Genomic DNA, 14,143 nt, shown 5'->3' on the forward strand with positions numbered 1-14,143 from the left:
AAGGTTTAAAGTTTCAAAAAGATTGAAATTTTAGACCTTAAATTTTTTAAATTGAACAGAGAATAATTATATAATTTGAGTTTCGCCTTTTAAACTTGAAACTTTAAACCTCAAACATTTAACTTTTTAAAAAATGCAAATACTAGACGGAAAAAAAACATCGCAGGATATTAAAAATGAAATTGCTGCTAAAGTAAAAACAATGAAAGACAATGGGGAAAAAGTACCTCATTTGGCTGCTGTAATTGTTGGAACTGATGGAGCAAGTTTAACTTATGTGGGAAGCAAAGTACGTTCTTGTGAACAGATTGGCTTCGAATCTACATTGGTAAGTCTACCTGCCGATATTACCGAAGATGCATTACTTGCCAAGATTAAAGAATTAAACGAAGACGATAATTTGGATGGTTATATTGTTCAATTGCCATTGCCAAAACACATCGACGAGCAAAAAATACTTATGGCAATTGATCCTGAAAAAGATGTGGATGGTTTTCATCCTGCTAATTTTGGAAAAATGGCTTTGGATATGGAAACATTTTTGCCTGCAACACCGTTTGGAATAATGGAATTGTTAGAGCGATATAAAGTAGAAACTGCAGGTAAACATACCGTAGTTATTGGTCGTAGCCACATTGTGGGAAGACCTATGAGTATCTTGATGAGTCGCAAAGGTTATCCTGGGGATTCTACAGTAACACTTACTCACAGTAGAACTAAAAATATTGAAGAATATACTAAAAGTGCCGATATCATCATCACAGCTCTTGGTGTTCCAAATTACTTGAAAGCCGATATGGTGAAAGATGGAGTTGTAGTAATCGATGTTGGTATTACTAGAGTAGAAGACGCTTCACATCCAAAAGGATACGTAATAACAGGTGATGTTGATTTTGATGGAGTAAGTAAAAAATCTTCTTTTATAACTCCAGTTCCAGGAGGAGTAGGGCCAATGACTATCGCAATGTTGTTGAAAAATACGCTTTTGGCAAGAGAAATCAGAAGTAGAAAATAGAATAATATTTAAACTGTAATAAATTAGACCTCAAGCGAAAGTTTGAGGTTTTTTTGTCTTAAGACTACCATAATTATCATTACTTCCTGATTTTTTAAAAATATAAAGAATACTTTTGCAAAACTTAAAATAAACAACCCCAATGGACGATTATTATTCGGAAAAATTGAAAGAATAAAGCACTTGAAAAACATTCAAGATGCTATAACTTAACCTATAGAATTTTGAAATGAAAGCTTTTTACAAAAACAATAACGGATTAATCGAGTCTAATGAATGGACTCCAAACTGCTGGATCAATATTGAATGCCCATCTCCAATAGAGAAAAAATACCTCCTGGAAGAATTGCAAATTCCTGAAGAATTCTACAATGATATTGAGGATATTGATGAAAGACCCCGTATAGAAGTTGAGAACGGTTGGACATTGATAATTATTAGAATCCCGGTAAGTACAGATAATGTGAAATTGCCTTTTAATACGATTCCGGTTGGAGTCGTTTTTAAAGGAGAAATTTGCGTTACCATTAGTTTTTATAAAACAGAAATGCTAACGGATTTTGTTATCTATACTCAACGTAAAAATAAAGATATCAAAGATTATTTTGATTTGGTTTTAAAGTTACTCTTATCATCAAGTGTTTGGTATTTAAAATATTTGAAACAGGTCAATCAAAAGATAAAATTAGCCGAGGATAATCTGGAAGAGTCTATTAAGAATGAAGAATTACAGGCTTTACTCCAAATAGAAAAATGTTTGGTGTTCTTTATGACTTCCTTGAAAGGTAATGATATATTGCTTCATAGAATCAAGAATGTCAAATCACAAAGGGATTATTATGACCCTGATTTGTTGGAAGATGTTGAGATTGAGTTGCGCCAAGCACAGGAAACAACAAATATTTACAGTGACATCCTAACGGGTATGATGGATGCTTATGCCTCAGTTATTTCCAATAATTTGAATGCCATTATGAAGCAAATGACTTCTATTTCGATCATTTTGATGATTCCTACGGTAATGGCTAGTTTGTATGGAATGAATGTGCCAAATAACCTTGAAGACAATAAATATGGTATGCCTATTGTTATACTTGTCTCTGTTTTACTATCTATGTTTGGTGTTTTCTTATTCAAAAGAAAACGATGGTTTTGATATAAACGAAAAGCCGTTTCATTTAATTGAAACGGCTTTTTAGTATTTAATAATCTCCTCTTTTCTTAAATCGAGGGTCATCTCTTTTGATGAATTCGGTTCTTCGTTTTGGAGCTTCTGTTTTAGGTAAACTGGCTTCTTCGGTTTTACTAGAAGGCTCAATAAGAGCATTGAGTTCTTTTATTTCAGCATCGGTTAAATCGCGGTAGCGACCTACTGGGACGTCTAGTGAAATATTGATAATTCGGATACGTTTTAAGGCTGTAACTTCGTAGCCTAAATATTCACACATTCTGCGGATTTGGCGATTCAGTCCTTGAGTCAGAATGATTTTGAAAATGTATTTACTGATCTGCTCTACTTTACATTTACGGGTAACAGTATCCAAAATAGGTACGCCATTGCCCATTCGCTCTATAAAACGGTCGGTTATGGGTTTGTTTACAGTTACGGTATATTCTTTTTCGTGATTGTTTCTGGCACGCAATATTTTATTGACGATATCTCCGTCATTGGTCATAAAAATCAAACCTTCACTGGCTTTGTCCAATCGGCCAATTGGGAAAATACGTTTTGGATAATTGATGTAATCTACAATGTTATTGCGAACCTCCAGATTGGTGGTGCATTCTATTCCTACGGGTTTGTAGAAAGCCAGATAAACTGGTTTTTCGTTTTTCTCACGGATTAGTTTTCCGTCTATGCGTACTTCATCATCCGGTGAAACTTTGGTTCCCAGTTCTGGCACCACCCCATTGATGGTTACTCGGCCTTCTTCGATAAATTTATCGGCCTCGCGACGGGAACAATAGCCCGTTTCTCCTATGAATTTATTGAGGCGTTTTAGATTTTCTTCCATACTGCAAAAATAGTCTTTTTTTAGACTCCTTGAATTTTTAGATTATTAGAAAATGTGGGTATGTTTCCTGAGACAAAAAAATAAAACCCTTTAGCCCCGATAGAAGTGAAAATCCTTATGTGCCGGGGTTCGGCACATAAGATTGTAACGGATAGCGGGAACCCATAATTACAAAAAAGCCTATTCTTCGGCTTCAAATAAAAAGCGATATATTTCTTGGTACAAATCATCGTCGTGCATCGAATGGCCTAAATCTTGGGTTGTGATGAATTTTCCTTTTTTCCAGCCACTTGCGATTTTTTGGCCTTCTTCAAATGCGACCACTGTGTCGGTGGTGTCGTGGGCAATGATTCCTGCGATTTTAATATGTTTTGCAAATGCGCCACCGGAGAAATCTTCTAATTTAAAATTAAAATTTTCTAAATAGCGTTTTTCTAAAAGGCTGAACATTTTGCGATTGAGACTCAACATTTGGATATAATTGTCGATCAACGTTTTTAAATCGGAGGGAGCACCGAGAATCACCATTTTTTCAATGCTAGTTTCGGGGTGTAAATATTGATGATAGATACAGGCCGCGCCACCTATGGAGTGACCAATGATGATGCTTGGGTTGTATTTTTCGACCGCTTTGTTAATGAACTCGGCATAACGGGGTACGTTGAATTCCTTACCACTGCTTTGTCCGTGAGCGGGAGCGTCTATAGCAATGATGGTGCTTCCGGATTTTTGTAGATAGGGTAGCGTTTTCTCCCAACGGGCCGAATTGCTTTCCCAGCCATGAACTAAAAGGATTCTGGTGTTATTTCCTTCCCACGTATAGGTTTGAAACTGGTGTTCGTTGTACAGGAAGGTTTCTTTGATTGTGTTTTGCAGGATTTTTGGAAGTTGGTCATTGGCTATTTTTCCAATTCTGGGATTTGTAAACAGTGTATAGGATAAATGCAACGCCTTTTTTGGTTGAATCAAACTAAGTAGGTTGATGTAAAGACCAACGGATTTGACTGTTAGAAATCGGATGCTTTTTTTTAGACTCAAAATGTAGGGGTATAAAAAAAGCCTCGAAATTCGAGGCTTAGATTTTTTTAGAATTTACAAAACAATTGTTCCATTTTCTCTCTTTCTTCTTCAGCCAAAACACTGTCGACTAAGATTCTTCCGGAGTGCTCATCGATTAAGATTTTCTTTCTTGAAGCAATTTCTACTTGTGTTTGTGGTGGAATCGTGAAGAATGATCCTGCTGATGCGCCTCTTTCGATAGAAACAACTGCAAGTCCGTTACGAACACTGCTTCTGATTCTTTTGTAGGCTACCAATAAACGTTCTTCAATTAATGCTTCATATTCTGCAGATTTCTCAGTCAAGAAGATTTCTTCTTTTTGAGTTTCGGCCATGATAGCATCCAATTCTGATTTTTTATGTTTCAAGTGAGATGATTTAGACTCCAATCTCTCTTTTGAAGAAGAAATCACTTCTTTTTTATGCTCGATAGAAGCTTTCATTTCTTTGATTTGCTTTTCAGCCAATTGAATTTCTAATTCTTGAAATTCGATTTCTTTAGTCAAAGAGTTGAATTCGCGGTTATTACGAACGCTTTCTTGTTGTTTAGTGTATTTTTTGACAGCTTCTTTGTGTTCGTCAATTGCATTCTTTTTTTCTTTGATAAGGTTTTCGATAACTTCTAATTCCCCTTTCAATTTCTCTGAACGAGTGCTTAAACCTGCAACTTCATCTTCTAAATCCTCAACCTCTAAAGGAAGTTCTCCTCTAACGTTTCTGATTTCGTCAATTCTAGAGTCAATTAGCTGTAAATCGTAAATTGCTCTTAACTTGTCCTCAACACTTAATTCTTTCGTATTCGCCATATTCTATAAGTACTTAACTGGATTTGTATTTTCTTCCGATAAAATGATTGCAAAATTAAGGATTTTTTTTCTAAGATAATCAACAATATACTCTTTTGTATAGCGTTCACTTTCAAAATGTCCAATATCGGCTAATAAAAGTTGATTTTCGGCTTCATAATATTGGTGATATTTCAAATCGGCTGTCAAAAATACATCAGCACCGGCTTGAATGGCATTTTTTATCGCAAAACTTCCTGATCCGCCCAAGACTGCCACTTTTTTTATTTTTTTTCCTGTAAAGGCCGAATGACGAATTCCGTTGGCTCCCATTTTGTCTTTTGCATACTGCAGAAAATCCTTTTCATCCATTGGCTCTTCTAGTTCGCCAATCATTCCCAAACCAATATGATTAAAAGTGTTTTTCATATTGTAGATTTCAGTGGCAACTTCTTCGTAAATATGGTTTTCCCTTAATGCTTTTATGATTTTTGCTTCTAAATGCTTGGCATAAACAACTTCGATTTTAACCTCGGTACCTCTAGACATTACACCTCTTTCGCCAATGGTAGGCTCGCTTTTTTCATTTCCTTGGTAGGTGAAAGTCCCTTCAGAGTTGAAACTACATTTGTCATAATTTCCGATGCTTCCCGCTCCAGCTTCAAATAATGCATTTCGAACTTTTTCGGCATTGTCTCGAATGGTATAGGTAACTAATTTTCGGATGTGATTTTGTTTTGGGATTAAGATTTGAGTGTTTATAAGTTCTAAAGTGTCACAAAATATTTTGTTTACGCCTTCTGGATGGTTGTCTAATGCGGTATGGACAGCATAAATGGCAATATCATTTTTTATAGCTTTGAGAATCGCGCGTTCTACATAATTTTTTCCGGTTATTTTCTTTATACCATTGAATAAAATAGGATGAAAACAAACAATCAAATTGCATTTTTTGGCAACTGCCTCGTCAATTACATTTTCTAAAGCATCATGGCAAACTAAAACGCCTGTTGCTTCGGTATTTTCATTTCCTATTATTAAACCTACATTGTCAAAATCTTCGGCATAAGCCAATGGAGCCATTTCTTCAAGAACAGAAAGAATTTCTTTTATTGTAATCATTTGTTTAATCTTTTCGGGGTATTTATTAATCTGTATTTTATAAATTAATAACGCAAATTATTTGAAATTAATTTGTAGAAGTTACTATTAGTTTGTTTTTAATAATTTCCGCTCAAAGATAAAATATTATATTTTCGAAAAATGAATTTATTTCGAAAAATATTGCTTCTGTTTTTTATTTTGTATAACGTTTTTTGTAGAGCTAAATTTGCTATATTATGGGTTAATTTAGAGTTCGATATATGGAAAAACATCTGCATTGGAACATCTGTCCAAAACGTATTAATAAGCTTGTAATTTGTTGGTAGGGATTAGTTAGTTGTAAAAAAAAATCTTCTAATCAAACGATGTTATTTTGATTAGAAGAATTGATGTATTAATAAACAGCTTTAGCTTTTAAGTCTTTATATTCGGCTGTCATATCCAAAGCATTGTACACGCTCAAAAGACTTTGTAAAATCTCTTTGTCTTTCGGGTCTATTTCGACTGCTTTTTTGAGGTAAGGAATTACGCCTTTATAAATTTCTTCTTTTTTTGTTTTTAAGACATTGTATTTTTTCATGTCTTTTGCAGAAGCTCCTAATTTATCCATTTCATCATTTATTGTTTTTAGTCCTTCCAGTTTTAAAACAGATAAATTAATGTAAGCTTTAATGTATTGCGGGTCAATAGAAATTGCTTTCAAGTAAAAAGTTTCGGCTTCGGTTGGATTATTTGCTTTTGCGCTTAGTACTCCTAGATTGAAAACTAAATTCACATCATTTGGGTTCTTTTCCAAAATAGCAGCTACCATTTTTTTGTACAAATCATAGTCTTTTGATTCTAAATATAAGTCTGCTTCTGTTAAAGCCAATGAATAGTCCTCTGGATTTTTTTTCCGTGCATCCGAAATTGCTTTTTTAGCCTTTTCTGTTTCCCCGTTTTGAACATAAATCAAGGCAATGTTTTTATAAATTTCGCCTCTTTTTGATAATCCTTTTTCGGTTCTTGGTTTTTCATGGGTGCCAGCTTTAACAAAAATGTCTCTTTCATTAGCTGTCGGGAAGCTATCGTCTACTTGTGTTGTTTTGTTATATGCATAATAATTTGTTCCAATTCCAGAATAATTGATGGTTTTAAGTGTTTCGTAGTGTTTAAGTGCGGAAGTAAAATCTTTTCCACTTACAAAGGCCGATGCTGCATAATATAAGTTAATTGTGTCTTTCTTGTCCATTAAATAGGCTTCGTAGAGTTTTGAGCCACATTCAATAAACTTGTCTGCTTTGGAATCTTTTATTGCACTATTTACTAATCGTCCTTTAATACTTTTAAAGGAAACTTGCACCTGACTGGAATATTTTATTTTTCCTGATTCGGATTCGGCTTTGATTAATTCTTGGAAAGATTTTGCAGCCAAAGCTAAATTTTTTCCCTCTTCAATATTTTTATCGGCCAATCCTAAATAAGAACTTCCTTGAACAAAATAAAATAAGGTTTTGTCTTCATCATTCGAATTATAGATTTGATATTCGATACTTTTAAGGATAATAACGGCATTCTGAAGATTCCCACTATTCATTTCTTTTTCAGCTGCTTTTATTTTATCTTTTTGAGCTTGAATAGTTCCTGCAAACAATAACAATGTAATACCAATAATGTAGTTTTTTTTCATGTTGTGAAGATTGTAGGTTAGGCAAATTTGAGACTTTTATTACATTTTAAATTTTGATTATATCTATGTTTTTAGTGTAAATAATGTGTAATTGTTTGATTTTTAACAAAAATACAATTAAAATTTAATTGATAGCTCTTTTTTAGAAAAAAAATAGTGTAGTAAAATCGATTTCATAATTAGTTAAAAAATGGTATGCTAATTTGTGTTTATCTTAATCTCGGGTATCATTTTTTATTAAAAACGAATATGAAAAAAAAGCTTTTTTTGTGTGTTCTTTAATGTAGTTTTAAATTCTTACAAAATGAATATTCCTATTTTTTGAATATTTTAGACTTGTAATTACTTTCTGCATTATCATAAAATGTTTTACTTTCGTAAAATGAATTTACTGCGAAAAATATTGTTTCCATTTGCCATTTTGTATGGCTTTATTACCAGTATTCGGAATTTTCTTTTTGATACAGGAATTTTAAAATCCTATTCTTTTGATTTGCCCGTTATAGCAGTGGGAAATCTAAGTGTGGGTGGAACGGGAAAGACTCCTCAAATTGAATACTTGATACGGTTGCTCTCGGATAAGTATAAAGTGGCAACATTAAGCAGGGGTTATAAAAGACAATCTGAAGGATTTGTTTTGGCTAATTCAAATTCAAATGCTTTAGAATTGGGTGATGAACCGTTTCAGTTTTATCAAAAATTCAAAAACATTCAGGTAGCAGTTGATGCCAACAGAAAGAATGGAATCGAGCATTTGCTTTCCAATTCGAATTCTCCAGAGGTTATTTTATTGGATGATGCTTTTCAGCACAGAAAGGTGAAAGCAGGGTTTTATATCATGCTTACTTCTTATGGTGATTTGTACTGCAATGATTTTATGTTGCCAACCGGAAATTTAAGAGAGAGTAGAAGTGGAGTGCAAAGAGCCAATATTGTTATTGTCACAAAATGCCCATCAAATCTTTCTTTGAAAGATCAAAAAGCAATAAAAAAACAACTGAATCTCTCTTCAAATCAAAGTTTGTTCTTTACCTTTATTGACTATGATGATGTAGTTTATTCCTGCGAAAAAACGATAAAAGTTGCAGAATTAAAAAGTATGGATAAAATACTTTTGGCGGGAATAGCGAAGCCCGAATCGTTTTTTGCCCATTTGAAAAAAGAAAATGACGAATGTTTGACTTTTGCAGATCATCATCATTTTAGCGAAAGCGAATTGCAGGAAATTAAGAAAAAAGCAGGAGATAAGATTATTGTAACAACCGAAAAAGATTATGTGCGTTTGAAAGGAAGTATTTTAAGTAAACAGCTATATTTTTTACCTATAAAAAGTTCGTTTCTTTCAGATGGTGATAATTTTGATAAAAATATTTTGAAGTATGTGGGAGAAAGTACAAGAAACCGTTAGTTATATAAAAGCTAAAATAAATTTCACGCCTGAATTTGGTGTGATTTTGGGGTCTGGATTGGGCGGATTTACGGATGACATTATAATTGAATATACATTGCCGTATGAGGAAATTCCAAATTTTCCCATTTCGACTGTTCAAGGACATAAAGGGGCTTTAGTTTTTGGAACTATTGGTGGTAAAAAAGTGGTGGCCATGCAAGGGCGTTTTCATTTTTACGAAGGATATTCCATGAAAGAGGTGACTTTTCCGGTTCGTGTGATGAAGTATTTGGGTATTGAAAAGTTAATAGTTTCCAATGCCTCTGGAGGTGTAAATCCGAACTACAAAGTGGGTTCTATTGTGATTATCAAAGATCATATCAATTTTATGCCAGAACATCCTTTGCGGGGAAAAAACGATGAACGTTTTGGGCCAAGGTTTGTGAATATGAGCCAACCGTATTCTGTTGAAATGATTGCTAAGGCAAAAGAAATAGCACAAGAATTAAGTATTGAAGTTCATGATGGGATTTATTTTGGACTGCAAGGACCAACATTTGAAACCTTATCTGAATATAGAATGGTTAAGATTATGGGTGCCGATTGTGTAGGAATGTCAACGGTTCCGGAGGTAATTGTGGCTCGTCATATGGAATTGGAAACGTTTGGTGTTTCTATTATCACTGATATGGGAGATGCCGAAAGTATACTGACCATTTCGCATGATGAGGTTTTGGCGGCAGCGAAAAATGCAGAACCCCATTTGCGTAAGCTTATCAAAGAATTGATTGTAAGGGATTAGGAATTGGTTATGTTTTGGGCAATAATGGAGTAAAAATCTTCGGCTACAAATGGTTTTGTGATTACATCTGTCATGCCAAAAGAAAGTAACATTTCCCTGTTTTCATTTAATGAAATAGCTGTAAGGGCAAGTATAGGGGTTTTGGTGTCAAACTCCCTAATTTGTTGTGTTGCGATTGTACCGTTGATTCCCAACAAATGAACATCCATTAAGACCATGTCGAATGCTTTGCTTTTTAGCATTTGAATAGCCTCTTCACCATTGTCTAAAATGGTACATTTCATCGCTTTATTTGTCAACATTTTTTTGGTAATCATTTGGTTGATTTTGTTGTCTTCAACCACCAATATTTTTTTGTCTTTGAAGATTTCTGGATTGTAATTTTTGATTACAACTTTATTTAGCAAAGGTTTGCTGTCTACTTTGAAATTTAATTCAAAGGAGAAAGTAGAGCCTTCACCAACAATGCTTTTCAGCCTTATTCGACCTCCTAAGATACGAACCAATTTTTTCACAATGGTTAATCCTAATCCCGTACCTCCAAATTTTCTATTGATTTCTACGGATCCCTGTGAGAAACTTTCAAAGACTGTTTTTAATTTATCTTCCGGAATTCCAATACCCGTATCAATGATTTGGAAAAAGATAGTAGCATTTTCATTTTGATAATTTCTTAACCGGGCAAAAACACTGACTGTTCCATTATTGGTAAATTTCAGTGCATTATTGATTAAATTCATGAAAATTTGAGACAGTTTTGTGGGGTCGCCTATTAAATTTTCAGGTATGGCAGAATCTATTTTGAGAATGAATTTATTGTTGTTTATGGTGGCAATTTCTTTGAGAGAGTTTTGGATATCTCCCAATAATTGTTTGAGATTAAAATTAATGTATTCTATTTCTAATTTATTGGATTCAATTTTATTTATTTCTAAGATATCATTGATAAAGTTAGTTAAGTAGTTGCCTGAAAATTTTAATGAAGACAAATAATGCATCTGTGATTTTTTTGGATGTTCTTCCAATAGTAGGTGCGTAATTCCATTGATTGCATTTAATGGTGTTCGGAGCTCGTGACTCACTGTAGATAGAAATTCAGATCTTGCTTTTGAAGCCTCTTCGGCTTTGTTCTTGGCCGCAATTAATTCATTGTTTTTTTCTTTCAATAATGAATTGGTTTGATTACGAATGATGTTGTTCTTATAAAGTGATAAACTCAAAAGTGATAAAATTGAAATAATTGCAATAGCCAAAATACTGATGAGCTTGGAAAATTTATCTGCTTTTTCCTTTTCTCTATTTTCTTTTTCAATTAATAATTCTTCTTTTTTTCGTTGAGATTCTTTAAAAGTTTCATAGTCGTTAGTGCCAAGTTTTTCTTCATTTGCAAGTACTATGCTTTCCTTTAGATTCAGGTGTTTTTTTAAGTAGGTATAGGCGGTAGATTTGTCCAGTAATTTGTCATAAACCAAGCTTAAGGCCAATAAAATATTAGACTTTTGATTTAGGTTTTTAGTTTCCTTATTTAATTCTAAAGCTCGGTTGAAGTAATTCAAAGCCAGGTTGTATCTATTGTTGGCGACTTCAATCGTTCCCATTTGATAAAAGGCTTCGGCTTTTGAATTTGTTAAGTCAGGACTGTCTGGTTTTGCAATAATATCGTTAAAAAGGATTGAGGCCAATGCAGTGTCGCCCCTTAATTTTGAAAGTACTCCTTTTTGTAGTCTGATCAGATCCGCCTTATCCTTTATTTTTAATTTTTTTTGAATTTCTTCGGTTTTGAGAATAGAACTTTCAGCAAGGATGTAGTTTTTTCTCTCTACGCAGGACAAGCTTATATAGTAATAGGCAAGAGCGACTTTATCGTTGGGCTTTTTGGAAATACTGTTAAATAATACAATACTTTTGCTTAATAATTCGATAGCATCATTATGGAGGTTTAGGTCAAAATATATTTTACCTAAGTTGAATGTTTGCGAAGCTTGTGCCTCAATATTTTTATTTTTTTTGCAATAATCGATTGATTTTTGAGTGTATGATAAACCCTCTTTATAATTATTGTTTTTAATATTCTCGCTCGCTAATTTAGAGTAATAAGTAACGCTGTCTACTTTATTCTCTATTTGAGAATAGAGCAGTGAATGAAAAAAAACAGTAAATAATAAAAAGTGTTTCATGTTTGATGGAAATTTTTATTATTATTTAACAATAAAATCAAATCAATGATTCTGGAGGAATACCCAATTTCATTATCATACCAACCAACTACTTTTACCATTTTATCGATTACGGATGTAAGTTGTGAATCAAATATACATGAATTTTTATTACCAATTACATCTACTGATACAATAGGGTCATCTGTATATTCTAGAATTCCTTTCAAATTGGTTTGTGAGGCCAACTTAAAAGCGTTGTTTATCTCTTGTATGGTAACCGGTTGTTTTACATTAAAAGTAATATCAGTCAATGAGCCATCGGGAACAGGTACTCGAATTCCGCAGCCGCCCATTTTGCCATCCAGAGATGTGAAAATTTTAGTTAACGCTTTTGCTGCTCCAGTTGTTGTTGGGACAATGGATTGACTTGCCCCTCTTGCCCTGCGTAAATCTTTATGAGGTTGATCATGTAAACTTTGATCGGTAGTGAAAGAGTGAATAGTAGTAATGTAGGCTTGTTCAATTCCGCAAAGCTCTTCAATCACTTTAATCATTGGAGCTGCATTATTGGTGGTGCAACTGGCATTGGATATAATGGTTTCTGTCCCGTCAAGAATGGATTCATTAACTCCTAAGACCACAGTTTTTATATTGTCCACTTCTGATGGAGCTGAAAGAATTACTCTTTTGGCACCAGCCAAAACATGGGCATTTATCTCTTCAAAAGTTTTGTATTTACCGGTAGACTCTACAACAAAATCAATGTTAATGCTTTTCCAATCAAGATTTGGGATGCTTTTCTCGTGGAAAAATAAAAAGTGTTTCCCGTCAACCACAATTCCTTTTTCATCATGGCTTACTGCAACGGGCAAAACTCCGTGAATGCTATCGTATTTTACTAAATGAGCCATTGTTTTTTTATCTGCAATGTCATTTATGGCAACTACTTCTATAGTGGGATGGTTTAAAAGCAAGCGGAATAAATTTCGCCCAATTCTTCCAAATCCATTAATCGCGATTCTTGTTTTCAATTTCTCGTTGATTTGTTTAACCGTTTAATCGTTTAACCGGTTTGACAATTAAACGATTAAACTTTTTTATAAAATATGTTTTTGTGCCTTGTAAGAAGATCTAACCAATGGACCACTTTCTACATGGCGGAATCCTAACTCCAAACCGTATTTTTCATATTTCTCGAATTGATCCGGTGTTATGAATTCTTTTACGGGAAGATGTTTTTTACTAGGTTGTAAATATTGACCAATAGTAACAATGTCAACATTGGCTGCACGTAAATCACGCATAGTTTGAAAAACTTCTTCTTCTTGTTCGCCAAGACCCAGCATAATTCCAGACTTAGTTCGATTGATTCCTTTTTCTTTTAGGTATCTCAAAACTTCGAGACTTCGGTCGTATTTGGCCTGTATACGTACTTCGCGAGTTAGTCTTCTAACGGTTTCCACGTTATGTGAAACCACTTCAGGATTGGCTTCTACGATACGGTCGATGTTTCTTTCTATGCCTTGGAAATCAGGAATTAAAGTTTCTAGGGTAGTGTTTGGATTCATTCTGCGAATGGCTTTTACAGTCTCAATCCATATGATTGAACCACCATCTTTCAAATCATCTCGGTCAACACTGGTAATTACTGCATGTTTGATGTTCATGATTTTTATAGAACGAGCAACTTTTTCAGGTTCATCCCAATCTACGGTTTCCGGTCTTCCGGTTTTTACACCGCAAAAACCACAAGAACGCGTACATACATTTCCTAAAATCATAAATGTTGCAGTTCCTTCTCCCCAGCATTCTCCCATATTTGGGCAGCTTCCAGAAGTGCAAATTGTATTTAGGCTATATTTATCTACCAAACCGCGAAGCTCAGTGTATTTTTGTCCTATTGGAAGTTTTACCTTCAGCCATTTTGGTTTAGCTACGCTCGATTCGGCTCCGCCTCGGGTTCCAACGGGTAATGTATTATCTAAAACAGTTTCCATATTTCAATTTTCAGAGTACAAAGATAAGCAATGTAGTTTTAGAATTCGAACTCACTATTTGCGAATTTTGATAAAACTTGTTTGGTAATCAAGTCAATTTTTCGATTTTCGCATTAAAAGAGTTTTTTTAGAGAAATATAATTTAGGG

General features: G+C 33.9%; 12 protein-coding genes. 4 read left to right on the forward strand and 8 right to left on the reverse strand.

The features are described from left to right. Positions 1-133: 133 nt before the first annotated feature. A complete protein-coding gene (locus tag C8C85_RS12260; protein ID WP_116797309.1) occupies positions 134-1,015 on the forward strand; it encodes a bifunctional 5,10-methylenetetrahydrofolate dehydrogenase/5,10-methenyltetrahydrofolate cyclohydrolase in 882 nt (293 codons plus the stop codon). A 229-nt stretch (positions 1,016-1,244) separates the two neighbouring features. Beyond that, entirely contained in the window at positions 1,245-2,171 is a 927-nt protein-coding gene (locus tag C8C85_RS12265) for a magnesium transporter CorA family protein (protein ID WP_116797310.1), read from the forward strand. A gap of 46 nt (positions 2,172-2,217) precedes the next feature. Here the strand turns inward: C8C85_RS12265 and rluF are convergent, their stop codons facing one another. The 5 genes from rluF to C8C85_RS12290 form a co-directional block, all read right to left on the reverse strand. After that, the gene (gene rluF / locus C8C85_RS12270) at positions 2,218-3,030 is read right to left on the reverse strand and encodes a 23S rRNA pseudouridine(2604) synthase RluF (protein WP_116797311.1); all 813 of its coding nucleotides are present in this window, start codon (positions 3,028-3,030) and stop codon (positions 2,218-2,220) included. 180 nt (positions 3,031-3,210) lie between these two features. Then, a complete protein-coding gene (locus C8C85_RS12275; RefSeq protein ID WP_116797312.1) occupies positions 3,211-4,068 on the reverse strand; it encodes an alpha/beta fold hydrolase in 858 nt (285 codons plus the stop codon). Positions 4,069-4,115: 47 nt separating this feature from the next. Further along, the gene (locus C8C85_RS12280; protein ID WP_116797313.1) at positions 4,116-4,895 is read right to left on the reverse strand and encodes a zinc ribbon domain-containing protein; all 780 of its coding nucleotides are present in this window, start codon (positions 4,893-4,895) and stop codon (positions 4,116-4,118) included. 3 nt (positions 4,896-4,898) lie between these two features. Continuing rightward, positions 4,899-5,993, reverse strand: coding sequence for a Nif3-like dinuclear metal center hexameric protein (locus C8C85_RS12285; protein ID WP_116798475.1), 1,095 nt, complete (start codon positions 5,991-5,993; stop codon positions 4,899-4,901). A 379-nt stretch (positions 5,994-6,372) separates the two neighbouring features. Next, positions 6,373-7,647 carry a tetratricopeptide repeat protein gene (locus tag C8C85_RS12290; protein ID WP_116797314.1) on the reverse strand — a complete coding sequence of 425 codons (1,275 nt, stop codon included), beginning with the start codon at positions 7,645-7,647 and terminating at the stop codon, positions 6,373-6,375. Positions 7,648-8,029: 382 nt separating this feature from the next. Here C8C85_RS12290 and lpxK point away from each other — a divergent pair, with 382 nt between their 5' ends. Together lpxK and C8C85_RS12300 are read left to right on the forward strand one after the other, a co-directional pair. Next, positions 8,030-9,055, forward strand: coding sequence for a tetraacyldisaccharide 4'-kinase (gene lpxK / locus C8C85_RS12295; protein WP_116797315.1), 1,026 nt, complete (start codon positions 8,030-8,032; stop codon positions 9,053-9,055). Further along, positions 9,027-9,839, forward strand: a complete 813-nt coding sequence (locus tag C8C85_RS12300) for a purine-nucleoside phosphorylase (protein ID WP_116797316.1) — start codon at positions 9,027-9,029, stop codon at positions 9,837-9,839. Before lpxK ends, C8C85_RS12300 begins: the two co-directional genes overlap by 29 nt. Here the strand turns inward: C8C85_RS12300 and C8C85_RS12305 are convergent. The 3 genes from C8C85_RS12305 to lipA all read right to left on the reverse strand — a co-directional run bounded on the left by C8C85_RS12305 (position 9,836) and on the right by lipA (position 13,995). Beyond that, positions 9,836-12,016: an ATP-binding protein gene (locus tag C8C85_RS12305; RefSeq protein WP_116797317.1), complete on the reverse strand. Its 2,181-nt coding sequence runs from the start codon at positions 12,014-12,016 to the stop codon at positions 9,836-9,838. The two genes, C8C85_RS12300 and C8C85_RS12305, sit on opposite strands and share 4 nt — an antisense overlap. Then, a complete protein-coding gene (gene gap, locus C8C85_RS12310) occupies positions 12,013-13,029 on the reverse strand; it encodes a type I glyceraldehyde-3-phosphate dehydrogenase (RefSeq protein WP_116797318.1) in 1,017 nt (338 codons plus the stop codon). Before gap ends, C8C85_RS12305 begins: the two co-directional genes overlap by 4 nt. Positions 13,030-13,095: 66 nt before the next feature. Beyond that, positions 13,096-13,995, reverse strand: a complete 900-nt coding sequence (gene lipA, locus C8C85_RS12315) for a lipoyl synthase (RefSeq protein ID WP_116797319.1) — start codon at positions 13,993-13,995, stop codon at positions 13,096-13,098. Between the last annotated feature and the right edge of the window lie 148 nt (positions 13,996-14,143).

Origin of the sequence: Flavobacterium sp. 103, assembly GCF_003096795.1 — a bacterium.
Classification (GTDB): Bacteria; Bacteroidota; Bacteroidia; order Flavobacteriales; family Flavobacteriaceae; genus Flavobacterium.

Coding starts and splice junctions, on each gene's coding strand:
- C8C85_RS12260 (WP_116797309.1), top strand. CDS start 134: ATGCAAATACTAGACGGAAAAAAAACATCGCAGGATATTAAAAATGAA.
- C8C85_RS12265 (WP_116797310.1), top strand. CDS start 1,245: ATGAAAGCTTTTTACAAAAACAATAACGGATTAATCGAGTCTAATGAA.
- rluF (WP_116797311.1), bottom strand. CDS start 3,030: ATGGAAGAAAATCTAAAACGCCTCAATAAATTCATAGGAGAAACGGGC.
- C8C85_RS12280 (WP_116797313.1), bottom strand. CDS start 4,895: ATGGCGAATACGAAAGAATTAAGTGTTGAGGACAAGTTAAGAGCAATT.
- C8C85_RS12290 (WP_116797314.1), bottom strand. CDS start 7,647: ATGAAAAAAAACTACATTATTGGTATTACATTGTTATTGTTTGCAGGA.
- lpxK (WP_116797315.1), top strand. CDS start 8,030: ATGAATTTACTGCGAAAAATATTGTTTCCATTTGCCATTTTGTATGGC.
- C8C85_RS12300 (WP_116797316.1), top strand. CDS start 9,027: ATGTGGGAGAAAGTACAAGAAACCGTTAGTTATATAAAAGCTAAAATA.
- C8C85_RS12305 (WP_116797317.1), bottom strand. CDS start 12,016: ATGAAACACTTTTTATTATTTACTGTTTTTTTTCATTCACTGCTCTAT.
- lipA (WP_116797319.1), bottom strand. CDS start 13,995: ATGGAAACTGTTTTAGATAATACATTACCCGTTGGAACCCGAGGCGGA.